The sequence below is a fragment of the Hydrogenispora ethanolica genome (genome assembly GCF_004340685.1).
Taxonomy (GTDB): domain Bacteria; phylum Bacillota; class UBA4882; order UBA8346; family UBA8346; genus Hydrogenispora; species Hydrogenispora ethanolica.
This window is the reverse complement of record NZ_SLUN01000002.1, coordinates 202,489-223,826: the sequence shown is the minus strand read 5'-3', so window position 1 is coordinate 223,826 and position 21,338 is coordinate 202,489. Positions and strand designations below refer to the sequence as shown.

Sequence of the window (21,338 nt, the reverse complement as noted above, 5' to 3'; positions counted from 1 at the left end):
CTTGTGGTAACATAAAAATATTTGAGGAGGGGTAATGATGATTCAGTTTGCCCAGCGGATGGAGCACCTGCGACCCTCGGAGATCCGGGAAATGCTGAAAGTCACCGAGGATGAGGCGATCATCTCGCTCGCCGGCGGAAATCCGGCTCCGGAATTGTTTCCCGTCAGCGCGATGGCCGCCACCACCCAGGCCGTGCTGGAGGAGGCCGGCGGCCAGGCGCTGCAGTACAGCACCACCGAAGGTTTCGCGCCATTGCGCGCCCAGATTGCCGAACGGATGAACCGGAAGTTCAAAACCGCCTTCGCCGCGCGCAATATCCTGATCACCAACGGTTCGCAGCAGGGATTGGACCTCTCCGGCAAGGTTTTCCTGAATGAAGGGGACGCGGTGCTTTGCGAGAAGCCGATGTATCTGGCGGCCATCAATGCCTTCCGGGTCTTCCGGCCGCGCTTTGTGGAGGTTCCGACCGACTCCGAGGGAATGATCACTGCCGAGCTGGAACGGCTGCTGGCCACCACCGACCGGCTGAAGCTCGTCTATGTGGTGCCGGACTTCCAGAATCCCACCGGCATCTCCTGGTCGGCCGAGCGGCGCCGCCAATTCATGGACGCGGTCAGCCGCTACGATATCGCGGTGATCGAGGATAATCCCTACGGCGAATTGCGCTACGAAGGCGAGCTGCTGCCTTCCCTGAAATCCATGGACCGCAAGGGGCAGGTCATCTGTTTTGGCACCTTCTCCAAAACCTTCTGTCCCGGCTTGCGGGTGGGCTGGGTGGCGGCGGAGGAATCGATCCTGGAAAAATATATCCTGGTCAAGCAAAGCGCCGACCTGCACACCTCGTCCCTAAGCCAACGGACGATCTCCAAATTCCTGGATAGTTACGATTTTGACGCCAATGTCGAAATCATCAAGGCTACCTATAAAAAGCGGCGCGACATCATGCTGCGGTGTATGGCGAAGGAGTTTCCGGCGGAGATCCGCTACACCCAACCCCACGGCGGGCTGTTCATCTGGGTTGAGCTGCCGTCCTGCCTCAATGCCCGGGATATCCTGACCGTCTGTCTGGAGCATCAGGTGGCGTTCGTGCCGGGCGGCGCCTTTTTCCCCAACGGCGGCATGGAAAATACCATGCGTCTGAACTTCTCCAATATGACGGAAGAGCGGATCGCCGAGGGCATCCGGCGGCTGGGCAAAGTCCTGCGGCAAATGCTGAATCCAGCGGCCCACTAAGGCAAGTTCCTCCTGCCGTCGCCGCCGGTCCCGCTCCGGCCGTTCCGGATCGCTCTTGGGTTATCCAAGATCGATCTTTGGTGATTCCGGATCGTACTTCAGTCATTCCAGATCAATCTTCTGTGGCTCAAGATCGATCTTCAGTCATTCATGATCGATCTTTTGTAGCTCCAGATCGATCTTCAGCCATTCAAGATCGATCTTTTGTGGTTCAAGATCGATCTTCGGTCATTCCAGATCGATCTTTGGTGATTCCAGATCGTTCTTCAGTCGTTCCAGATCGACCTTTGGGATGAAGCCGGGGCGGAAGGCCCGCTGTCATTTGCCGCAGATGAACATCCCCGATTCGGTGGTGATCCTGAGCGGGCCCCGGGCCTGAATCAATCCGGCCGCATATTGCTTGAACGCTTCGGCGCGCGCCGCCTCCAGCACCACCACGCCGGGGCGCAGGTCATTGCAGGAGAGGATGTACTCCGTCAGCAGCTCCGGATCGTTGATGACCAGGGAATTTTCATAGCGGGCGATCCGCACCGCCGGGAAGTGCGGTCCCAGATGGGCCGCGCCGTTGTCCAGGGAAAAATTGCTTTCCACCATGCCCAGGACCGCCTGGTAATTGTCATTCCCGGTGAACTCCCGGACCAGTTCTTTCATTTCTAGCATGTTGCGCATCCCGATGGTGCTGGCATAGAAACTGCCGCCGCTTTTCAGGACCCGCGCCATCTCGGCGAGAGCCCGGTTCAGGTCGGGCAGGTGGTACAGCAGGTGGTTGGCGATGACCGCGTCAAAGGACCGGTCCGGATGAGGAATGCTCTGGGCGTCCACCACTGCGAAGTCCAGGGCGGCGCGCACCGCTTGCAAGTTCTTTTGCGCCTCGGCCAACATCCCTTCGGAAAAATCGCTGACTGTGATCTGCCAGTCGGCCGGAATGCGCGTGCCATTGACCTGCCATAGCAGGCCCGTGCCGCAGCCCAGCTCCAAAATTTTCATGCCCGGCCGCTTCTCCAGCTGATCGAAGACCCACAGCGGCCAGGGGTATTGATTCGAGGCGCAACGGGCGTGGAGCTGGATCCGGGCGTTAAACCGGCTGGCGTTGGCGTATTGTCCTTGTTTCAGCGCCTGGCTGTTCTCCAAGGTACTCATGGTCGGTCCCTCCCCAAGGTTTTGCCGACCGCGGGCCTACCGCTTCACAAGGCCGAAAAGCCTCGCCCCGAAGCGTCCCGGGCCGGAAATCCCATTCAGCATACCATATCCCGGATCCGCCGGTTTGACCATTTTTGCAGTATTTTGGGAGGAACGGAGCCCTTTTGGGAATATGAAATTCAGAGAGAAGAACTTTCTAGGTGTTTGTTCCTTTGGCCCACGGTTCCAGACCCTCACTCTCCCGATTCTTGAACGTCTTCGCCATCCCTGGCCTTCTGCCTGGCAACCAGGTTATGGCTTCCGTTCCCGACCGCTATTTTTCATCCTCCTATGCAACGACATTATCTTCAAAGAACATGATTACAATTTGCGAAAAAACGGTAAAGCGTTCGTTATTTTCGCAAATCATCTATACTAGGGGAATAATGTCGTTGCATTGGAAAAGAAGCGGCGCCGTCTTCCTCCTGGAGACGCTTGACATTCGTCTTTTGGGGATTCTCATTAAACTCAAATATCGATTGCAGCCGTTTTCTTTCGAAACAGCACCCGCCTTCAAGGATGAAGGCGGACGACGCATATTTTCGCGGATGAAAAACTGCGGTCGTCAGCGGAAGCCTACACTTAGTTGCCAGACAGAATGCCAGGGATGGCGGCGGCATGCTAGAACCCCGGATGAATGAGGAGGTGTTGGAACCTCGGTTCCAACTGGGCGGATTCCAAAGGTGTCCCACTACACCCTTTGGTCCTGGGGTCAGGACATGGAAGTCCAAAAAATCGGCTTCGCCAGGAAGGCGATAAAAGCCGATGGTGTGGGGGCAGGAATAGCCCCCATCGGCTTTCAGTTGTCGCTTTATCCTTTGCTTACTTTTGCCCAGTTACGACACATACAATCTCCTAAGGCCGTACCGGCACATAGAGCAGGAACTGTTTGGTCCGTTCGTAGCCCCGCTGGTAGAGCTCGAAGAAATGGATGCCGATCCGGTTCAACGTGAGTCCGGACAGCAGGACCGCCGTCCAGACATCCCCCGCCACGGTACGGTGGATCCCCTCCAGGCTGTTCTTGTAGCGAAACACCGCGTAATCGGAGGCGGGTAAGGTCAACGGGACGAGCCCGTCCGGGACCGCCCCGGCCGGCGGCGGAAATCCGGCGAAATAGTCAAACCGGTCGCCAGGGCGTGCCTCGCTCCCGGTCACATTGTAGACGCTGTCAATCCCCTTCCCGATCAGGTACTCGGCGGTAAAGCGCCCATAGAAAGCCTTCACCCGCCGCAGATCCGCCTCCCGGTCCGGGTTGAAGCGGATGGACTGGCCCACCAGCCGGAGCGGGCCGAGGCTCTGCCGTTCGAAGTCGACGATCAGCTGCCGGTGGAGGTTTTTGAATTGCCGTTCCACCACTGCGAGCCGGGGGCAGACGGGCAATTCCCCGCCGGACTTCCGGAATTGGGCGGGGGTGATGCCGAAGCACTGCTTGAACTTGCGGGTGAAGACCGCGTGCGACTCATAGCCGCAATCCAGGGCGATGTCGAGGATCCGCCGCCTGGTGGCGGCCAGCTGCGCCACGGCCGCGGCCATCCTCCGCCCGTCCAGGTACTCCTTGACATTCTGTTTGGTCAGCGCCTTAAAGATCCGGCTGAAATAGAACCGGGAAATGTCGTACCGCTCCGCGATCTCGGCCACGCTGAGATTCCGCCCCCGCTCCTCCTCGATCAGGGCGATGGCCTCATTGACCATTTGAAAATAATTCATCGGACGCTCCCGGCCGATGAGCGCCACCGGCTGCATCGGCTTCTGAATTTCCTTTGCTGAGGTACCGGCCGCCAGAAACGCGGCCCATGCCAAAGAAGGAGCCGCGCGCGGCTCCTTCCTCTAACCTGGCTGATCGGACCCGACCCGGACTTACTTCTTACCCAGATTGAGCTTGCCCGATTCGATCGCTTTCATGGCTTTGGCCACTTCCGATTTCATCTGGGCGGTGGCTGACTTGGCATAGACGACATCGATGATGCCTTCCTTCAGGCCGACGGTGCTGACTACCGGCTTCAGCTGGCCTTTAAGGAAGCTGCCGACCACGAAGAGGTAGAGTTTGTCGTACTTGTACAAGACGCTGCCCGGGATCAGGTTGGGGGCGGCATCATTCTGGTCGCTGGCGAAGCCGATGAATTTGACGTTGGCTTCCTTGGCCGCCATCAGCGTGCCCAGGCCGGCCTGGTTGGCATAGGCGAAGAGGACGTCGGCGCCGTTCTCCACCATCGACTGGCCGATCTCTTTGCCCTTGCTCACATCGGACCAGGAGTTGGCGTAGGTGATGATCGCCTTCTTGAACTTGGGATTGACGCTCTTGGCTCCGGCGGCCATGGCGTTCAGGGTCTCGACCATGATCGGATTGGGGAAGCCTCCCATCTCGCCGATGATCCCCGTTTTGGTGGACAAACCGGCCAGGATTCCCGCCAGGTAGCCGCTCTCCCACTCGCGGATGGTGACGCCGGTCAGGTTGGGAGCGATCCCTTTGGCGCCGTTGATGATCAGATAGCGCGTCTTCGGATAGAGCGGCGCGATCTTGACCGCGGCATCGTCAAACTGAGTGCCGGCGGCGATCACCAGATCGTAATTGCGTTGTCCGTAATTGCGGAAGGTCGATTCGAAATCCGACTGCTGTACATTCTCGATGTACTCGATCTTGGTTCCCAGCTGTTTGTTGCAGGCCACCAGGCCGCTGTAGTTGGTCGCGTTCCAGCTTTGATCGTTGATGGGGCCGGGCAGCACCAGCACGATCTTATGGGCGGCCGCCTCTTTCGCCTGGACGTTGATGGCGAAGATCAGGGAGAGCGCCAGTAGGACCACTGCTAACTTGCTTTTCATGATGATTCCTCCTCTAAAATGAAGTAACTTCGCTGCGGAGCGGCGCTCCGCCGGGGATGGAAGACCGTCAGGCCGCACCCTGTTCTCCGGGCCGGCTATCGCTATCGCCCCCTTCTCACCGACTACTCTTTTTCATATGGCGTACCCAGCGAAGCGGGCGAAATCGACTTCCGGCTAAAGAGCAACGTAGCCACGATGGTGATAATGTAGGGCGTCATCAACAAAAACTCATACGGGACGAACTGGTTGCCCGAAGTTAAAAAGCGGGTGGAGAGCGCGTCGGCGATGCCGAAGATCAGCGTCGCGCACAGGATCCCCAGCGGGTTCCAGCCGCCGAAGATCACCGCGGCAAAGGCGATAAAGCCGCGGCCGCTGATGATATTGTTGGCGAAGATATTCAGGTGCGCCAGCGAATAGTAGGATCCGGCCAAGCCGGCCAGGGCCCCGCCGATGATCATCCCGCTGTAGCGGAGACGGGTGACGCTCAGACCGGCGGTATCGACCACCGCCGGTTTCTCGCCGGCGGAACGGATCGCCAGCCCGAAGGAGGTCTTGTACAGGATGAACCAGGCCAGCGGCACCAGGAGATAGGCGATATAGACGATCACGTGATGGTTGAAGAGGATCTTGCCCAGGACCGGAATCTCGCTCAGGAAGGGAATGGCCAGCTTTTGAAAGGGATTGACGGTCACCGGCAGGAGCGGAATTCCGTAAATCACCCGGTATAAATACATGGTCAGCCCGGAGAGCAAAATATTGATGGCAATGCCGCTGACCACCTGGTTGACCTTCATGGTGATGGCCAGCACCCCGTTTAACAGGCCGAAGAGCATGCCGATGAGGATCGCTCCCAACAGCCCCAGCCAAGGGTCGCCGGTGAAATAGGTCGTCACAAAACCGCCCCAGGCCCCGGCCAGCATCATCCCTTCCATTCCGATATTCAATACTCCGGTCCGCTCGGCGTACAATTCGCCCAAAGCGGCGATGAGCAGGGGACCGGCCAGATTCACTCCGGCGGCGAGTAAGTTGATCAGGAACATTTACGGCGTTACCCCCTTGGTTAGCTGTTTGAGCTTGCGGCGGGCACTGACCCGGTATTGGATGTAATAGGAGATCAGGACGAACAGCACGACAAAGCCCTGGATCATGTCGATGGCGTTCCGCGGCACCTGGGAGGTCTGGGCGATCATATTGGCGCCGACCTGGAGAAAACCGAAAAAGATCGACCCGATTACGATCCCGGCCGGATTGGTGTTGGCCAGCAAAGCGATGACCGTGCCCACTGTGCCGACATCCGGCGCGAAACCCTGGATCAGAATGTGCTGCACGCCGTTGATCTCCATGAAGCCGGCCGCTCCGGCGAAAAGGCCGCTGACGGCCATGGCGCTGACGACCACCCGCCGCGTATTCATCCCGGCGTAGCCGGCCGCCCGCGGATTCAGGCCCACCGCCCGGATCTGAAAGCCGATGCTGGTCTGGTTGAGCAGGAAGTAGAAAACAGCCGCGCCGAGCAGCGCCAGAATCAGGCCGATGTGGAGCCGGGTGCCGGGGACCAGGAGCGGCAGTTGCGCGCCGGCGGGGATCGGGTCGGTCTGCGGATAGGCTCCGGCCCGTTCTTTCAAGGGGCCGTTGACCACGAAGTTGACCAGTTGAAAGGCGACGTAATTCATCATAATGGTGACAATGATCTCGTTGGCGTTAAAGCGGGCCTTCAGATAGCCGGCCAGTCCGCTGTATAATCCACCCAGCAGCACCGCGGCGGCGAACGCCAGGGGCAGCACCAGCCAGGGGCCGAGGAATGCCAGCTTCAACGAGACGAAGACCGCTGCCAAAGCCCCCATGTAGAATTGGCCGTCGGCGCCGATGTTGAAGAGGCCCGCCTTGAAGGCGAAAGCGAAGGAGAGCCCGGTCAACAACAGCGGCGTGGCCTTCACCAGCATCTCGGCCAGGGTGTAGGGATCGCCCCAGCAGGCGGCGATCATCCGCCCGTAAACCTCCAACGGATTGATCTTCAACAACAGCAGCAGCAGCCCGGCCGCAAGAAAAGCCAGCAGCACCGAAGCGACCGGGCAGAGGATGTCAAAGAGCGTTCCGCCGCGCCGCCGTTGGGCCTCGAAAAGTCGTTTGATGGCGTCCCCCGTCATCGCGCCGCCTCCTCCCTCCGGTCCACGCCGGCCATTAATAAGCCTATTTCGTCGACGGTCGCCGCGGCGATCGCCAGGGTTTTCAAGATAGCGCCTTGGTAAATCACGCCGATCCGGTCGGCGAGAGTAAAGATCTCCGGCAGTTCGGTGGAGATCAGCAGTACGGCCTTGCCGGCGGCCCGCGCCTCGAGCAGCAGTTGGTGGACGTAGTTGATGGCCCCGATGTCCAGGCCGCGGGTCGGTTGGAAGGCAATGACCAGTTCCGGGTCGAGTGACAGCTCCCGGGCGATGACCACCTTTTGCTGATGGCCGCCGGAGAGGTTCCTGGCCAGCGTCTCGCCATCCGGGGCCTTGATATTGTAAGCGGCGATCAGCCGCTCGGCGTTGGCCACGGTCCGCTCCTTCCGGAGCAGCCCGTTGCGGAAGAAAGGCGGCCGGTCATAGCTCTTGAGCAACAGATTCTCGCGGATCGACAGGTTCAGGATCAGCCCCATGCTCTGGCGGTCGGCCGGGATGAAGCCGATCCGGTTCCGGATCATTGTCTGGGCGGAGCCGGCCGACATGGCGCGGCCGTTCAATTCGATCCGGCCCTGGCTGACCGGGCGCAATCCCGCCAGCACCTCGGCCAGCTCTTCCTGGCCGTTGCCGCTGACTCCGGCGATCCCCATGATCTCTCCGGCCCGGAGCTCCAGTGACAAGCGGTTGAGGCTGGGATGGCCATGGGCATCCCTGACCGTGACCTGCTCCATCCGGAGCAACGGCGGATCTTCAGCCGGCCGGGCGGCGCCCACATCCCGCCGGTTCTCGACCTTTAGGGCAATCTCCCGGCCCACCATCATTTGGGCCAGTTCCGCCTCATGGGTCTCGGCCTTGGCCACGGTGCGGATGAAACGGCCGTCCCGCAGCACCGTGACCCGGTCGGCGATGCTCATGACCTCGTTCAATTTATGGGTGATCAGCACTGCCGCGTTGCCGGACCGGATGAAGTTGCGCAGCAGTTTGAAGAGTTCCTGAATCTCCTGGGGCGTCAGCACCGCCGTCGGCTCATCCATAATCAGCAGGCGGGCGCCGCGGTAGATCGCCTTCAGGATCTCCACCCGTTGCTGCACGCCGACGGGAAGTTCCTTCACCTTGCGGTACGGATCGATCTCGAAACCGAGCTCCGCCGCCAGCCGGCCGATCTTGGCCGCCTCTTGCTTCAGGCGCAGGATGCCCCGGTTCTCATCCATCCCCAGGATGATGTTCTCCACAATCGAATGGCTGGGCACCAGCATAAAATGCTGATGCACCATGCCGATGCCCTTGGCGATGGCGTCTTTGGGCGAGGCGATGGCCACCTCGGAGCCGTCGATGAAGATCTGGCCGGCGCTTGGCGCATAGAGACCGTACAGGATATTCATCAGCGTCGTTTTGCCGGCCCCGTTCTCACCCAGGATCGCCAGGATCTCACCGTGCCGGACATCGATGCTGACGCCGTCGTTCGCCTTGACATTGGTAAAATACTTGGTGATTCCCTTCATTGCCACAAAGGGAACGGCCTGTTCAACCATACGCTCATCCCCGAAACGTGTAATGTTTATGTCATAAATTTTAACATAAAACTCCAGCTTAAGCAAGTTTTACTCAACAAATGCCCCATTGGACCGTCATGGATTCCCTCGGCCTCCCATCCGTCCGCTCCGCCGGGGCCACCCAAATAAAAAAACAGCCGTAGCAAACGACTGTTTTTTTCCGTACTGTCTGACCGGTTCCATTGCCTGATCTCCCTCGGACATATGAATTTCCCGGGGCAACGTAAGAACTCAATTGCCGCTCCTCCTCGCAGTGCCGGGGGAACCGCCCGCGCTACCAGAGGTTTTGCCGGGCCAGGAGCCGGTACGTCAGCTCGCGGGCCCGCTTGCCGTCGACGCCGTCCCCCTGAAGATAGGTTGCAAAACAATACTGCCGGCCCCGGGACTGAAGATACCCCACGAACCAGCCCCGGACATACTTGCCGTTGACCAGGCCGCTGCCGGTCTTGCCGGCCAGGACCGCGCCTTGCCGCGCCACGGCCGGAATGGCCTCCCGGACCGTCGCGGCGTGCCGCTGCGCCAGAAGCAGGCCGCCCTCCGCCAGCTTCCGCAGGAAGGCCACTTGTTCCAGGGGCGAGATTTTCAGCGACGACTCCAGCCAGAAAGCGGCGGAGCCGTCCGAAACGTCGGCATTGCCGTAGTCCAGCGCTCGCAGATCGCGGCGCAGCTTGACGGGGCCCACTCGCCGGCAGAGCGTTTCGAAATACCAGTTCACCGAGGCGGCCATGGCCGAAGCCAGCGTCTGATCGTGGTTCCAGGCGGGAATGGGATAGATCGTGCCGTCCCATTTCAAACCGGTATCCCGGCCGATAATGGCCCCATGCTCCAGTCCCAGCAACGCGGCGCAGATCTTAAAGGTCGAATCGGGCGACACCCGTTCCCGGGCCTGCGCCTCGTTATAGATCGTATATTCGTTCGTCGCCCGGTCCAACAGGACAAAGCACCCCTGGTAGCCCCGGAAGTCGGCGGCCCAGTCGACGGGCCGCACCCGTTCCGGCCGGGGTCGCTCCGGGACCGGCGGCGCGAAGGCGTTGGCGTTGGTCAGCGCCAGAGCGCCGATGAACGCCAGCAGCAGCCCGCCATAGAGCCGTTGACCCAAGCCGCGCCGCCGGAAACCGGCGATCCCGGCGATCCGCCGTTTGAGGCCGGCCTGCTCTCCCAGGAGCGACACGGTCCCGCAGGCCTCGGGAGGAGCCGGTTTCTCCAGAAAGAACAGGAGCGCCGCCCCATACTCCCGGTATTGCCGGGGCTCCAGGTACGACAGGGCCAGCGCGTCGCAGGCCGCTTCGCGCTCGGCGCGCATCCGGTGAAAAGCGTAGGCGAGCACCGGGTTGAACCAGTGTATGGCCTGGAGCAGGCAGCCGATTCCCTGAACCAGGGGGTCGCGGCGTTTATAGTGAGCCAATTCATGCAGAAAGATCCCTTCCAGTTGGCCGGGGGTTATCCTGGCGGCAAGCCCGGCCGGGAGCAGCAGCGCCGGCGCGGTGATCCCGTAAAGCGCCGGGGTCCGGAGGCGGTCCGTCTCCAGCAGCGCAATGGGAGCGCGGATGCCCATCCTGGCCCGGCAGCGGGCCAGCAGTTGCCGGGCGGCCTCATCCGTCACCGGCCGCCGGTCGCGCAGCCGGCGGGCGGTCCGCAGGTTCAGCCGGACCCAATAGGCCCCGAACCCGGCCGCTCCGGCCAGCCAGATCAGGAACAGAACGGGCTGATGATTCACCCGGCGCACTCCCACCTCGGCATCGCTCAACCCGCCCGGCCCCTGGAACGACATGCCCCGGCGCTCCGCCGCGAAACGCGCCGCCGGCCCGGCCCCGGTGGCCGAATGGGCGAACCAGTGCCGCCAGGGGTCCACCAGATGGTAAACGCTCCAGGGGCTGGCGGGGGCGGCCGGCAGCAGCAGCCGGATCAGCAGCAGCAACCACAGCCCGTAACGCCAGCGGGCATCCATCCGCCGGCCCAGCGCGGCCTGGAACAACAGGATGACCCCGGTCAGGACCGCTCCCATCAGCGAGGTATTCAATAGCCAGGACCAAAAGGGCTGAAACCACATTCCGGGCACATCCTTTCGCGCTCAGTCCGATAAGCGGTCGAGCATCCGTTTGAGCTCGGCGATCTCTTCCTCGGACAGCTTTTGCTCGCCGATGAACCCGGCCAGCAGCGCATTGAGCTCGCCGCCATAGACCCGGTCCAGGAAGGAACGGCTCTCGGCCCGGGTGCATTCCTCCTTGGAAACCCGGGGGGAATAATGATAGGTCCGGTCGTCCTTCTCGAAGCCGATGGCGTCCTTCTTGAGCAGCCGGCTGATGAGCGTCTTCACCGTCTTCGGCTTCCAGCTCGTCTTGCCGGCCAGGCTTTCGATGATCTGGTTGGCGGTCAGCGGCGAATTCTCCCAGAGTACTTTCATGACTTCCCATTCGGCCTCGGATATCCGGGGAATATTCGGCATGATGCCCCCTCCTTTATCCGGCCGGGAGATGGCGGCTCCCGGCCCGCTATCGCTGAAATCCATATTCCGCAGGAACTTCGCTGCCCTGAATCATGGCTGTGAAAAAGGCGGACGATTGGCGCCATCGCTGCGGCAGATCCATTATAGCCATTTCCCGCCCCTCCTGGCAAGCGTCCGGCGGCGGGAAAAAGAGTCAGCGCTCCGCCAGCGCCAGGGTGTGGCGGAGCAGTTCCGGGCCGCCCCAGGCGCCGTGGCCCGGGACCACCGCCCGCGCCTCGGGGTACTTGCGCATCAGCTTACGGAGGGTCTCCGGGTATTGGGCGGCGTCGCCGTCGGCCACATTGCCCAGGTCCCGGCTGGCCAGGCTCTTGACGATGCACCCGCCGAACAGCACCTTCGCCCGGGGCAAATACACGGTAATGTTGTCGCGGGTATGGGCCGGGCCGGGATAATAGACTTCCAGCGGCATGCCGCCGGCCTCCAGGACCTGGGTCACGGCGGTGATGGCCGCTTCCGGCCGCGGATACCCCGCCTCCGCCGCCAACTGCGCGGTCAGCGCGGTACTGACCGTGCGGATGCGCCATTGCAGCAGAGTGGCGATGCCTCCGATCCGGTCGGTATGGGCGTGAGTGATCACCGCCAGCAACACCGGCTGATGAAACTTGGCCGCCGCCAATTCCAGCAGCGCCTCGGTCTGCGGGTCGGTCCAGGGCGTATCGATCAGGACCAGCCCCTCCCCGGTCTCGACCAGCAGGCCGTTGGAGGGGGTCGGCTGGCCGTTATACGGGAAGTATGTCGTATGCATCCAGATCCGGTCGGCAACCGGGGCCAGCTCGATGGTCCGGTCTGTCCCCCCGGCGCGGACCGGGAGGGCCAGGCAGAGTAAGGCCATTCCCAGCAGCAAGATTCGTTTCATATGGGGGACTCCTTTTCGTTTTGGCCCCGGCGCCGGTTGGAACCCAAGCGTTTCGCGCAAGGAGCGATTGCTCCGGCGATGAGACATTATCAATTACATTCGTAATCCGATTTAAATATTACGCTCGTAATCATTGTTTGTCAGGAGACGATCCTTCCACAACCGCTCCGGGAGGCCGGGATGATCCGGGCGGGTTGCGATTTCCGGCGATGTTTTTCGGAAAAATCTTACCCCGCCGCGGGCGGAAAGTGTTACAATAGATAAGATCAAAAGTCTCTCAAAATGAAGCAAAATATGTCGCCAGAACGGTAAAGGATGGACAAGTCATGCGAACCAAGACGATCCCGTTTTCGCCGCCGGACATCAGCGAGTTGGAGATAGAGCAGGTCATCGCGGTGCTCCGCTCCGGCTGGATCACTTCCGGGCCGATGGTGGCCCGGTTCGAAGCCAATCTCAAGGATTACTGCGGCGTGGAGCAGGCGGTGGCCATCTCCAGCGCCACCGCCGGGATGGAGCTGCTCCTGAAGGTCTTCGGCCTCCGGGAGGGTGATGAGGCCATTACCACGCCCTACACCTATACCGCCACCGCCAGCATCATGACCCACCGGGGCATCCGGCCCGTCTTCGTGGATGTCAAGCAGGACAGCTTCTTCCTGGACGAGCAGCGGCTGTACGAGGCGATCACCCCCCGGACCAAGCTCATCAGCACGGTCGATTTCGGCGGGGTGCCCATGGATTATGACGCCGTCCGGGCGGTGGTGCGGGCCAAGGGGCGGGAGGATATCATCCTGTTGTCCGACTCCGCCCACTCCTTCGGCGCCAGCTATCAGGGGGCCAAGGTCGGCGGGCAGTTCGACTTCCACGTCTTCTCGTTTCACGCGGTCAAGAACCTGACCACCGCCGAAGGCGGGGCCATCACCTTCCGGGACAACCATTTCCGGGGCAAGGCCGACCTCTATCAGGAGCTGAAGGTGACCGCGCTGCACGGCCAGACCAAGGACGCCATGTCCAAGATGAAGGCCGGCGCCTGGAAATACGACATCGTCACCGACGGCTACAAGTGCAACATGACCGACATCATGGCCGCCATCGGCCTGGGCCAGCTGGAACGGTTCGACGCGATGGTCGCCAAACGCCGGGCTCTCTTCGAGCTGTACTCCGAGACCCTGCTGACCAAGGAATGGGCGAAGCTCCCCTTCCGGGCCGCGGGCGGCACCGAAACCTGCTATCACCTGTATCCCTTGCGGATTACCGGTTTCTCCGAGGAGCAGCGGGACCGGCTCATCCAGCTCCTGGCCGAGGAGGGCATCGCCACCAACGTCCATTTCGTCCCGTTGCCGATGTTCAGCTTTTATCAGGGCCTGGGATACTCCATCGCCGACTATCCCAACGCCTATCAGCAATATGCCAATGAGATCACCCTGCCGCTCTATTCGACGCTCGCGACCGAAGACGCCGAATACGTGGCGGACCGGCTGATCCATCACGTCGAGCGGCTGCTGAAGCGGATGGCTTCCTGATTCAACCCGCCAGCTTGGCTTCATTCAAGGGAAATTATCGTTAATCTTTATTAGGAAAGGAAGACCCATCGTGATCGCGCCGGAAAAATTGAAACCATTATTATTGCATGAGGAACGGGTGGTCCGCGAATTTATCCTCCGCTATTTCAAGGACAGTTTCAACCGCGATCCCGACCTCATGCCATACGTCTTAGAGTGTTGCAACCGTTATCCCGGTATGGGGGAAGTCCGCCATATGCTCACCAACGCTGACAAATTCACCCGGACCGAAGCGACCCTGAATGAGATTTTCAACCGTTTGCCGGAGTCCGAGCCGCGGCTCCGCTTTGCTTATGAGCATCTCCTCGTTTACAGCCCGCCGTCCCTGTTAAACCGGGACGTTCTCCGGAAGCGCCTGGCCATGCTCTCTTCAGAATCCCAGGCCATGGTTGAAAAACGGTTGGAACTCCAAACCATCCCCACCCTGCAATTATGGGAGGACTTGCTGGATTTCTGCCACGTCAATGACGAGGCGTACTGGAATGAATTCGATTCCTCTCACGGCGAATTCTTGGTACTGGAGCTCGCCGGCCGTCCGGATGTTCCCCACGCCGAGATGCTCCGCCGGTTAAAAGCGCTCGCTCCGGATGAAGATTATGGTTATGATGCGGTCTATCTTAATATGCTGGCCGGAGAACTCCGCATGCCGCAAGGGATACCGGTTTGGACGGATCATATTCGTCGCGATGCCGATCTGCTCAATGAAACCGCGTCCGACGCGCTGATCAAAACAGGAGCCGATACGGCGGCGCGAGCCATCGGCGAGGCTTTTCCCAATGAAGAATGGAATTTTAAACTTTGGGGCAGCAGCGTCCTGAGGAATATCAAATCGCCCCTCTGCGAGGAGTACCTCTTGACGCTTCTGCCGCAGGAAACGGACGAAATGATAGCCACGGCTTTAGCTTCGGGATTGTGCCGTCAATTATCCGTCCGTGGCATTGAACCGGTCCGGGAGAAGATCCGGCGCGGTTATGACCGGCAAATGTTAAGCTTGGAGGAAGAACTTTATGCCGCCTGCCGCATTCTCGGCGTCGACCTCCCCGAGCTGGAGCAATGGCGCGGGGAGATTGAAAAAGAACAGCTCCGGCTGGATCAGATCAATTTGGAAGATGGTTTATTTCAATGGATGCCCGAAGAGGAAGCTTTTTTGGACAGCTCCAATTCAATAGCAGCCATTCAGCCCCGCAGTGTCGTGAAGATCGGCCGGAATGATCCTTGTCCCTGCGGCAGCGGCAAGAAATATAAGAAGTGCTGTCTGAACCGCTGACAGTAATCTTTAAGTCGATTGTTACGCTTACCAACGATATTTTAAAAGGAAGCAACGATTCATGAAGATCATGTTAATCGGCTGCGGCGCGGTGGGACTGGCCGTGGCCGCGGCCCTCTATGACGCCGGCGCGGAGGTCGATCTGATCGCCCGCGGCGCCACCCGGGAGAGTATTGCGGAGAAGGGAATCGCCCGCCGCGGCATCTTCCCCGAGGTGACCATCCCCGCCGCCAGGGTCCATGTCTACGACAGCCCGGCCGCCACCGGCCGGACCGGCTACGATGCCATTCTGATCTGCGCCAAGACCACGGCCAACCCCGCCATCGCGGCGCAGCTGACCGCGGCCGGCCCGGATCTCTGGGCCGCCGGCGGCTGCCTGATCCTCTGCCAGAACGGCTTCCAGAACGAACGGCACTTCTTCGCTTGCCTGGAGCGGGAGCGGATTTACACCGCCAGCTTCGCCATCGGCTTCCGCCGGCCCGAGCCGCACATCAGCGAGATCACCGTCTTTTCCTCGCCCATCACCATCGGCAGCCTGTTCGAAGGGTCCCTGCAACGGCTGGGGCCGCTGGCCGAAACGGTGGAACGCGGCGGCCTGCCCTGCAAGATCTCCGCGACCATCGGCAAGACGCTCTGGGCGAAGCTGCTCTACAACTGCGCCCTCAATCCGCTGAGCGCCGTGCTCCGCACCGACTACGGCGGACTGGCGCGCAGCGCCGACGCGGTCTTCATCATGGACCGGGTCATCGAGGAGATCTTCGCGGTGATGCAGGCGGCCGGCTACAGTACTTTCTGGGAGGACGCCGCCGCTTACAAGGAAGCGTTTTATGGCCAGATCCTGCCTCTCACCCACCGGCACCGCTCCTCCACGCTGCAGGACATCGAGCGGCGGATCCCCACCGAGATCGACAGCCTGAGCGGGGTCATCGTGCGGCTCGGCACGGAGCACGGCATCGCCACGCCCTACAACGCGATGCTCTTCCGCCTGATCAAGGCGGCGGAGTCACTTTACGAATAGCCGGCGGGCCCAGGCGGAAGCGCCGCTCCCGGCGCCGGATCATACTTCAACCGGTGGTACTGGTCGAAAAAGGGACCTATCCTCCCCTCCTTCCCTGGCAAGGCAATGTCATCAAGCGATGATTACATATCTTGGAATTTGGTTTCAACGGTGCCTACGATGTAGACGATATGCGGGCCAACCGGGGCATGAATGCCCCGGCTACAAGATGGAAGTCCGAGTCAGGACGGCTAAAGGCAAGCGGCCAGGGATGGCGGTACGCGCAGCCCCTTCCGTGGCTAATTTTCAGCAAAATATTTTATCCTGTTTTTTTTTTAGGGCCTTTCAAGGTCCTTTCGCCTTGTAGCCGGGTGATTTATCGCCCGGTTGGCGTTCAATTTCGTCAGCTAAATTTTTCCACGATAGCTTGATGACATTGCCCTGCCAGGGAAGGAGCCGGAGGATAGGTCTAAGCAGAAAAAGCCCCCTTTTCACTTCAAAAAAGCCAGCATGCAATGCTGACCTTTGTTATCCCGGTATCTCAATGATATTCCCGGCGTGCCGAACTATTCTGAAAGTTCTCGATAATCCGGCCGGTCCGCCCGCTCCCCCTTCAGCCGGTGGTACTGGTTGATCAAACAGTCCAGCTCCACACTGGCGGCCACGACTGCGGGATCGCCGGCGCCGTGGGCGTTCCAGAGATCATGGAGTATCCGGCGGCTGGCGGCGATCTCTTGTTTTAGGATATCGATCGGGTTTGAGGCTGTTGGTTGGATGGTACTTTTTCGGTGTCTCATCAAGCTCCGTTCGAGCCATTTTACTTCCCCAGCATCTTGATGAATCCCGCTCCGTCCTGGAATCCCTGACTAAAGAAGCGCCTCCCGCCGACGGCGACGAGCTGCCCAGTCATTTCCCGGATCGCCTCCAGGATCGTTCCGCTTCCCAGCTCCGGCAGGAGCTGAGCCAAGTCTTGCAGGAACCGATCGAACTGCTCCCGGATCCGCCGGTACTCCGGGTCGTCCCCGAGCAATTTACTCTCGACCTCACTCACCCGTTCCAGAATGAAATATTTCAGATACTCCTCCAGCCCGGCGATCTCCGGGCCGTTGGCGGTATCCGGTTGGAAGAGGGGCATGGGAAGGTCCTCCTTATAGAAATATAAGAGCGTATCGTGTGCCAAAATTTTCAAAATTACTTTTATTATATTATGATATCATTTTGATGTCAATATGAAAGTATATAAGATGATGTCATTATGCTATAATACTGACATCATCGAAGGGAGTTTTATCAAAGGATGAGCAAGGAAAAGCGGGTCTTCACCCTTCGGGTGGATGACGAACTTTATGATAAGCTAAAAGTAATTGCGGATAAAAATAAGCGGTCTTTGAACGGACAGATTGAGCTTTTGATTGAGCAGTGCGTTGTGGCGTTTGAGAAGGAAAATGGGATGATTGAAACGAGAAAAGAAGGCTGAGGGCCTTCTTTTTCGCTATTTGGTCCCTTTGACCTGCGGTTTACGATACCGCTGCGCTGCCATTGAGCTACACCAGCTTGCATTTAAACCGCCGAAGCTACTAGAGACGATTTGTGCTCAACCAATAGTCCACGTTAGTGTGGCATTCTTTTTAAAACTAGCAGGATTTAAAGACTTTTCCCAGAAAACAAAATTACTTACTTATCTTGGAGGCAGCGATGATAACCGGCGAAATCAAAAACAAAGTGGACCGTATCTGGGAAGTTTTCTGGACTGGCGGAGTCACGAATCCGTTATCCGTTATCGAACAAATCACCTATCTCCTCTTTATTCGCGGCTTGGATGAGATCGAGGAACGCCGTCGGAAAGAAGCTGCTTTGCTGGGAATTAAGCATAAACCCATCTTTCCCGAAGACCGCCAGGAACTTCGTTGGGGTGTTTTCAAAAACTTAGCGGCTGACAAAATGTACCAAATCGTCTCCAATGGGGTTTTTCCTTTTATCAAGGCCCTTCATGCCGACAAGGATTCGGCCTATTCCAAATATATGTCCGATGCCATTTTTATCATCCCGACTTCTCAAATGCTGGAGAAGATCGTTACCGGATTATCCGATTTACCCTTGGAAGACCGCGATACCAAGGGCGACCTTTATGAATACCTCCTCTCCAAGATTGCCCAATCGGGGACCAACGGGCAATTCAGAACCCCCCGCCATATCATCAAAATGATGGTGGATTTAATGAAACCTTCACCGGAGGATATCATCTGTGACCCTGCTGCTGGTTCAGCGGGTTTTCTGGTGGCGGCCGGAGAATACCTACGCGATAATCATCCCGATTTATTTCTTGATAAATCCCTGCGAGACCATTTTAACAATGAGATGTTCTGTGGGTTCGATATGGATCGGACCATGTTGCGGATTGGCGCGATGAATATGATGCTCCACGGTGTCGAGAACCCTAATATCGAATATCGGGATTCCTTGTCGGAGGTAAACACCGACGCCTCCAAATATACGCTGATTATGACCAATCCCCCGTTTAAGGGATCTCTTGATTACGAAGCCGTCTCCGCCGATTTGCTGCGGGTTACGAAAACCAAAAAGACCGAACTGCTTTTCCTGGCGCTCTTTTTGCGGATCATGAAAACTGGCGGCCGGTGCGCTTCGATTGTGCCGGATGGTGTCCTCTTCGGCAGCTCCAACGCCCATGTCGCGATTCGAAAAGAAATCGTCGAAAAGCATAAACTGGAAGCCATCATCTCCATGCCCAGCGGCGTTTTCAAGCCCTATGCCGGGGTCTCGACGGCTATTATCATCTTTACCAAGACCGGCGCGGGTGGAACGGACAAGGTATGGTTCTATGACATGAAGGCCGACGGTTATTCGTTGGATGATAAACGGAATGACATAGCAGACAACGATATACCGGATATTGTCGCCCGGTTCCGGGACTTGAAGGCTGAAGAAAACCGGAAACGGACGGAGCAATCGTTCTTTGTTATGAAAGATGAAATTGTATCTAATGGGTATGATTTGTCGATTAATAAGTATAAGGAATTGGAACATGAGGAAGTGGCGTATGAGAAGCCGCAGGTGATTTTGGCGCGGTTGAAAGAAATGGAACGAGAGATACAGCAGGAATTGGATGAACTTGAAAAACTTATTATTTAATAAATGAGGAAAACAAGTTGATAGTAAAAAAAATTGGTGAAACCTTTGAGTTTGTAAGAAATGGTTCAAATATTAAACAAGGTATAGAAGGTGGTATCCCAATTACTAGGATTGAAACCATTGCCAATGGAATTATAGATTTAAATAGGTTGGGATATGCAGGAATATATGATGAGGAAAAATATTCACAGTATTACTTGCAGGATGGAGATATATTAATGTCTCATATCAACAGCGAGGCCCATTTAGGGAAAGTTGCAATATTCGAAAACATCAATACTACATTAATTCACGGGATGAATTTACTATGCTTAAGACCGAATAGAAGCATTCTCTTTCCCAAATATGCGTTATATTGCTTTAAACGTAGTGATTTTAAAAGACAAATAGCAAAGATCACTAAAAAAGCAGTTAATCAAGCTAGTTTTTCAACGAGCGATTTAAAAAAATTAACTATCCCTCTTCCTCCACTTCAAAAACAAAAACGCATTGCCGCTATTTTGGACAAAGCCGATGCAATCCGCAAGAAACGGCAAGAGTCGATTCGGCTTTTGGATGAGTTTTTGCAGAGTGTGTTTTTGGAAATGTTTGGGCAATCTAAAGATTATGAAAGGAATTATTCTATAGAATCTTTAGATAAAGTATCAAATAAAATCACCGATGGTGAACATGGTACAGTAAAAAGAGAAACAAAGGGATATCTTTATTTAATGGCAAGAAATATAACTACGGATAATAAAATTAGTTTAAAAGAGTTATCATTTATTTCCGAAGATGATCACAAAAGAATTTATAAAAGATGTAATCCTGAACATGGTGATTTGTTATTAGTTTGTGTAGGTGCGACAATAGGAAAAGTCGCAATTGTTCCTAAAATGGATGAGTTTAGCTTAGCTCGAAGTGTAGCGTTAATTAAACCAAATAAAAACATTGTAAATCCTAAATTCTTACTCCATCTGTTTAATACTAATTACATCCAAAAACAATTCAATTTCAGCAAAAACGAAGTAGCTCAAGCCGGGTTATATACTGGTCAAATCAAGAAAATCAAATTACCTATTCCTAATATAAATCATCAAAATAACTTTGCCGAAATTGTTGAAAAAACCGAATATCAGAAACTATGTCTTGAAAAAAGTTTATCGGATATAGAAAATTGTTATAATAGTTTGATTCAAAAAGCGTTTCGTGGAGAATTGCTATGAACTACTTTGATACCTATGATTTATATTATGAGAACTTATTATTGCTACAATATGACGCTTCTGAATTATTCCAACACATGTTAACTAAAGGAGAAATCCGAGAGGAATTCATTATTGATGTACTTCAGAAACAATATACTAATGTACGTTTTGCAAGGGGAGTTATTACTGATGGTAATATTCAAAGCGGACAGAATGATATTATAATTTTAAAAAAGGGAGCCAGAATAAGAACAATAAGTAACGGTAATACAATTTGTGCAGAACCTAAAGATTGTCATGCAGTTATTGAAGTGAAAAGTAATGCAACAGGGACAGATATTAGAAGATTCGAGCAAAAAGTTGAGGAATTGAAGAGTATAGATAAAAACAATTCTCTGATTTGTGGGATGTTTTGTTATAAGGTAAGTTTAAAAAAGACTAATTTGCTTAAAATGTTTGGTTATAGGTTTGATAAGGATCTTGACTCATACATAAATGGTATGAATAGGGAAATCCATCACTTGGATTTTTTCTTAAATATCCAAAAAGAGGATTTAGAATGTATAGAAGATCAAGTTTATTTTCTTAAAGATAACTTGGGTGGATATCAATTACAGTATGATTATCCAATGATAAAGAATTTTTTTGCATTATTAGACGGATTAAATTGTATTTAAGATTTACCTTTCTCAACAAACAGGGCGGAGATGTGGAGTTGCATTCAATTGATGAAGTAAGGAGTGACCAGCTTGCCCTCAAATTTCACCCGTTCGAGGCAGCCCTCACCCCGGCGCAAAAAAGCTTGCGCCGACCCTCTCCCGTCAAGGGCCGGTAGAGGGTTTTGAGAACGGCAATAACGACAAGCGCA

19 protein-coding genes are annotated in these 21,338 nt (G+C 56.4%); 8 read left to right on the top strand and 11 right to left on the bottom strand.

Features of this window, described 5'->3' with window-relative positions; translation table 11 throughout:
* Positions 1 to 34: 34 nt before the first annotated feature.
* Positions 35 to 1,234, top strand: coding sequence for an aminotransferase-like domain-containing protein (locus EDC14_RS02615; protein WP_132012622.1), 1,200 nt, complete (start codon positions 35 to 37; stop codon positions 1,232 to 1,234).
* Between the two features lie 318 nt (positions 1,235 to 1,552).
* Here the strand turns inward: EDC14_RS02615 and EDC14_RS02610 are convergent, their stop codons facing one another.
* The 9 genes from EDC14_RS02610 to bla all read right to left on the bottom strand — a co-directional run bounded on the left by EDC14_RS02610 (position 1,553) and on the right by bla (position 12,310).
* Positions 1,553 to 2,374, bottom strand: a complete 822-nt coding sequence (locus EDC14_RS02610; RefSeq protein WP_132012621.1) for a class I SAM-dependent methyltransferase — start codon at positions 2,372 to 2,374, stop codon at positions 1,553 to 1,555.
* Positions 2,375 to 3,268: 894 nt separating this feature from the next.
* Complete coding sequence (locus EDC14_RS02605) at positions 3,269 to 4,120, bottom strand: AraC family transcriptional regulator (RefSeq protein WP_165907741.1); 852 nt, start codon at positions 4,118 to 4,120, stop codon at positions 3,269 to 3,271.
* A gap of 150 nt (positions 4,121 to 4,270) precedes the next feature.
* Positions 4,271 to 5,233 carry a BMP family protein gene (locus EDC14_RS02600; RefSeq protein WP_132012619.1) on the bottom strand — a complete coding sequence of 321 codons (963 nt, stop codon included), beginning with the start codon at positions 5,231 to 5,233 and terminating at the stop codon, positions 4,271 to 4,273.
* Between the two features lie 122 nt (positions 5,234 to 5,355).
* Positions 5,356 to 6,273 (bottom strand): ABC transporter permease, encoded by a 918-nt coding sequence (locus tag EDC14_RS02595; protein WP_132012618.1) that lies wholly within the window; start codon positions 6,271 to 6,273, stop codon positions 5,356 to 5,358.
* The gene (locus tag EDC14_RS02590; RefSeq protein WP_132012617.1) at positions 6,274 to 7,377 is read right to left on the bottom strand and encodes an ABC transporter permease; all 1,104 of its coding nucleotides are present in this window, start codon (positions 7,375 to 7,377) and stop codon (positions 6,274 to 6,276) included.
* Positions 7,374 to 8,927 carry an ABC transporter ATP-binding protein gene (locus tag EDC14_RS02585; protein ID WP_132012616.1) on the bottom strand — a complete coding sequence of 518 codons (1,554 nt, stop codon included), beginning with the start codon at positions 8,925 to 8,927 and terminating at the stop codon, positions 7,374 to 7,376. Before EDC14_RS02585 ends, EDC14_RS02590 begins: the two co-directional genes overlap by 4 nt.
* A 295-nt stretch (positions 8,928 to 9,222) precedes the next feature.
* A complete protein-coding gene (locus tag EDC14_RS02580; RefSeq protein WP_132012615.1) occupies positions 9,223 to 10,998 on the bottom strand; it encodes a BlaR1 family beta-lactam sensor/signal transducer in 1,776 nt (591 codons plus the stop codon).
* Between the two features lie 21 nt (positions 10,999 to 11,019).
* On the bottom strand, positions 11,020 to 11,394 hold the full coding sequence (locus EDC14_RS02575; protein WP_132012614.1) for a BlaI/MecI/CopY family transcriptional regulator: 375 nt from the start codon (positions 11,392 to 11,394) through the stop codon (positions 11,020 to 11,022).
* 193 nt (positions 11,395 to 11,587) lie between these two features.
* Entirely contained in the window at positions 11,588 to 12,310 is a 723-nt protein-coding gene (gene bla / locus EDC14_RS02570; protein ID WP_165907740.1) for a subclass B1 metallo-beta-lactamase, read from the bottom strand.
* A gap of 326 nt (positions 12,311 to 12,636) precedes the next feature.
* On the opposite strand from bla, the gene EDC14_RS02565 reads away from it, so the two are divergent.
* The 3 genes from EDC14_RS02565 (at position 12,637) to EDC14_RS02555 (ending at position 16,154) form a co-directional block, all read left to right on the top strand.
* Positions 12,637 to 13,830 (top strand): DegT/DnrJ/EryC1/StrS family aminotransferase, encoded by a 1,194-nt coding sequence (locus EDC14_RS02565; protein WP_132012612.1) that lies wholly within the window; start codon positions 12,637 to 12,639, stop codon positions 13,828 to 13,830.
* Positions 13,831 to 13,900: 70 nt separating this feature from the next.
* The gene (locus EDC14_RS27490; protein WP_279388724.1) at positions 13,901 to 15,136 is read left to right on the top strand and encodes a YecA family protein; all 1,236 of its coding nucleotides are present in this window, start codon (positions 13,901 to 13,903) and stop codon (positions 15,134 to 15,136) included.
* Between the two features lie 61 nt (positions 15,137 to 15,197).
* On the top strand, positions 15,198 to 16,154 hold the full coding sequence (locus tag EDC14_RS02555; RefSeq protein WP_132012611.1) for a ketopantoate reductase family protein: 957 nt from the start codon (positions 15,198 to 15,200) through the stop codon (positions 16,152 to 16,154).
* A gap of 545 nt (positions 16,155 to 16,699) precedes the next feature.
* On the opposite strand, the gene EDC14_RS02550 is transcribed toward EDC14_RS02555, so the two are convergent.
* A complete protein-coding gene (locus EDC14_RS02550; RefSeq protein WP_132012610.1) occupies positions 16,700 to 16,930 on the bottom strand; it encodes an aspartyl-phosphate phosphatase Spo0E family protein in 231 nt (76 codons plus the stop codon).
* Positions 16,931 to 16,950: 20 nt separating this feature from the next.
* Positions 16,951 to 17,268: a hypothetical protein gene (locus EDC14_RS02545; protein ID WP_132012609.1), complete on the bottom strand. Its 318-nt coding sequence runs from the start codon at positions 17,266 to 17,268 to the stop codon at positions 16,951 to 16,953.
* Between the two features lie 162 nt (positions 17,269 to 17,430).
* Here EDC14_RS02545 and EDC14_RS02540 point away from each other — a divergent pair, with 162 nt between their 5' ends.
* The 4 genes from EDC14_RS02540 (at position 17,431) to EDC14_RS02525 (ending at position 21,147) form a co-directional block, all read left to right on the top strand.
* The gene (locus tag EDC14_RS02540; protein WP_132012608.1) at positions 17,431 to 17,610 is read left to right on the top strand and encodes a type II toxin-antitoxin system antitoxin; all 180 of its coding nucleotides are present in this window, start codon (positions 17,431 to 17,433) and stop codon (positions 17,608 to 17,610) included.
* A gap of 218 nt (positions 17,611 to 17,828) precedes the next feature.
* Entirely contained in the window at positions 17,829 to 19,283 is a 1,455-nt protein-coding gene (locus tag EDC14_RS02535) for a type I restriction-modification system subunit M (RefSeq protein WP_132012607.1), read from the top strand.
* 17 nt (positions 19,284 to 19,300) lie between these two features.
* Positions 19,301 to 20,488, top strand: coding sequence for a restriction endonuclease subunit S (locus EDC14_RS02530; RefSeq protein WP_132012606.1), 1,188 nt, complete (start codon positions 19,301 to 19,303; stop codon positions 20,486 to 20,488).
* On the top strand, positions 20,485 to 21,147 hold the full coding sequence (locus tag EDC14_RS02525) for a DUF6602 domain-containing protein (protein ID WP_132012605.1): 663 nt from the start codon (positions 20,485 to 20,487) through the stop codon (positions 21,145 to 21,147). The genes EDC14_RS02530 and EDC14_RS02525 overlap by 4 nt, the downstream gene beginning before the upstream one ends.
* Positions 21,148 to 21,338 lie beyond the last annotated feature (191 nt).

Coding starts and splice junctions, on each gene's coding strand:
- EDC14_RS02615 (WP_132012622.1), top strand. CDS start 35: ATGATGATTCAGTTTGCCCAGCGGATGGAGCACCTGCGACCCTCGGAG.
- EDC14_RS02610 (WP_132012621.1), bottom strand. CDS start 2,374: ATGAGTACCTTGGAGAACAGCCAGGCGCTGAAACAAGGACAATACGCC.
- EDC14_RS02605 (WP_165907741.1), bottom strand. CDS start 4,120: ATGAATTATTTTCAAATGGTCAATGAGGCCATCGCCCTGATCGAGGAG.
- EDC14_RS02600 (WP_132012619.1), bottom strand. CDS start 5,233: ATGAAAAGCAAGTTAGCAGTGGTCCTACTGGCGCTCTCCCTGATCTTC.
- EDC14_RS02595 (WP_132012618.1), bottom strand. CDS start 6,273: ATGTTCCTGATCAACTTACTCGCCGCCGGAGTGAATCTGGCCGGTCCC.
- EDC14_RS02590 (WP_132012617.1), bottom strand. CDS start 7,377: ATGACGGGGGACGCCATCAAACGACTTTTCGAGGCCCAACGGCGGCGC.
- EDC14_RS02585 (WP_132012616.1), bottom strand. CDS start 8,927: ATGGTTGAACAGGCCGTTCCCTTTGTGGCAATGAAGGGAATCACCAAG.
- EDC14_RS02580 (WP_132012615.1), bottom strand. CDS start 10,998: ATGTGGTTTCAGCCCTTTTGGTCCTGGCTATTGAATACCTCGCTGATG.
- EDC14_RS02575 (WP_132012614.1), bottom strand. CDS start 11,394: ATGCCGAATATTCCCCGGATATCCGAGGCCGAATGGGAAGTCATGAAA.
- bla (WP_165907740.1), bottom strand. CDS start 12,310: ATGAAACGAATCTTGCTGCTGGGAATGGCCTTACTCTGCCTGGCCCTC.
- EDC14_RS02565 (WP_132012612.1), top strand. CDS start 12,637: ATGCGAACCAAGACGATCCCGTTTTCGCCGCCGGACATCAGCGAGTTG.
- EDC14_RS02555 (WP_132012611.1), top strand. CDS start 15,198: ATGAAGATCATGTTAATCGGCTGCGGCGCGGTGGGACTGGCCGTGGCC.
- EDC14_RS02550 (WP_132012610.1), bottom strand. CDS start 16,930: ATGAGACACCGAAAAAGTACCATCCAACCAACAGCCTCAAACCCGATC.
- EDC14_RS02545 (WP_132012609.1), bottom strand. CDS start 17,268: ATGCCCCTCTTCCAACCGGATACCGCCAACGGCCCGGAGATCGCCGGG.
- EDC14_RS02540 (WP_132012608.1), top strand. CDS start 17,431: ATGAGCAAGGAAAAGCGGGTCTTCACCCTTCGGGTGGATGACGAACTT.
- EDC14_RS02535 (WP_132012607.1), top strand. CDS start 17,829: ATGATAACCGGCGAAATCAAAAACAAAGTGGACCGTATCTGGGAAGTT.
- EDC14_RS02525 (WP_132012605.1), top strand. CDS start 20,485: ATGAACTACTTTGATACCTATGATTTATATTATGAGAACTTATTATTG.